We start from the raw sequence: 475 nt of genomic DNA on the forward strand, positions 1-475 counted from the left end.
AAGTTGGCGCACCACCCGCGCCCCACCTCCACGACCGAATCGAGCGTGCCCTCGCAGCGTACGCCCAACTCCGCGAGGAGTACGACGAGACGATGGCGCGCTGGGAGAGCGTCTTCTGGGACGGCTACGAGTCGCTGCCGGACGAGCGGGTCGCTATCGAGCGCGAACGCCGAAAGATATCGCAGAAGCGGGCGAAACCGACGGACATCTTTGGATTCCTCGCGAAAGAACACCTCGTTCCATCGGTACAGTTCGAGATGCCGAATCCCGACGACGCTCGGACTCGATGGCACCACGAAATCGCCGAACCGGAGCGACTCGACGGGTTCACCGAGGCCAGAGCGACAGAGGAGTTCCCCCTCGTCGAACGCTCCGCAACCGTCCGCGGACCGGGAACAGTCGAGTATCTGCTTCGATTCAACTCTCCGTCACCCCCCCTCAGCGACCGTGCCACGGCACGGGTGTACGAACCCGC

1 pseudogene is annotated in these 475 nt (G+C 64.2%); it reads left to right on the forward strand.

What is annotated here, in order from left to right:
• Positions 1-475: pseudogene (locus DEQ92_RS22295) on the forward strand (alpha/beta hydrolase); the annotation flags it as partial.

Source organism: Haloferax sp. Atlit-6N (genome assembly GCF_003383195.1).
Taxonomy (GTDB): domain Archaea; phylum Halobacteriota; class Halobacteria; order Halobacteriales; family Haloferacaceae; genus Haloferax; species Haloferax gibbonsii.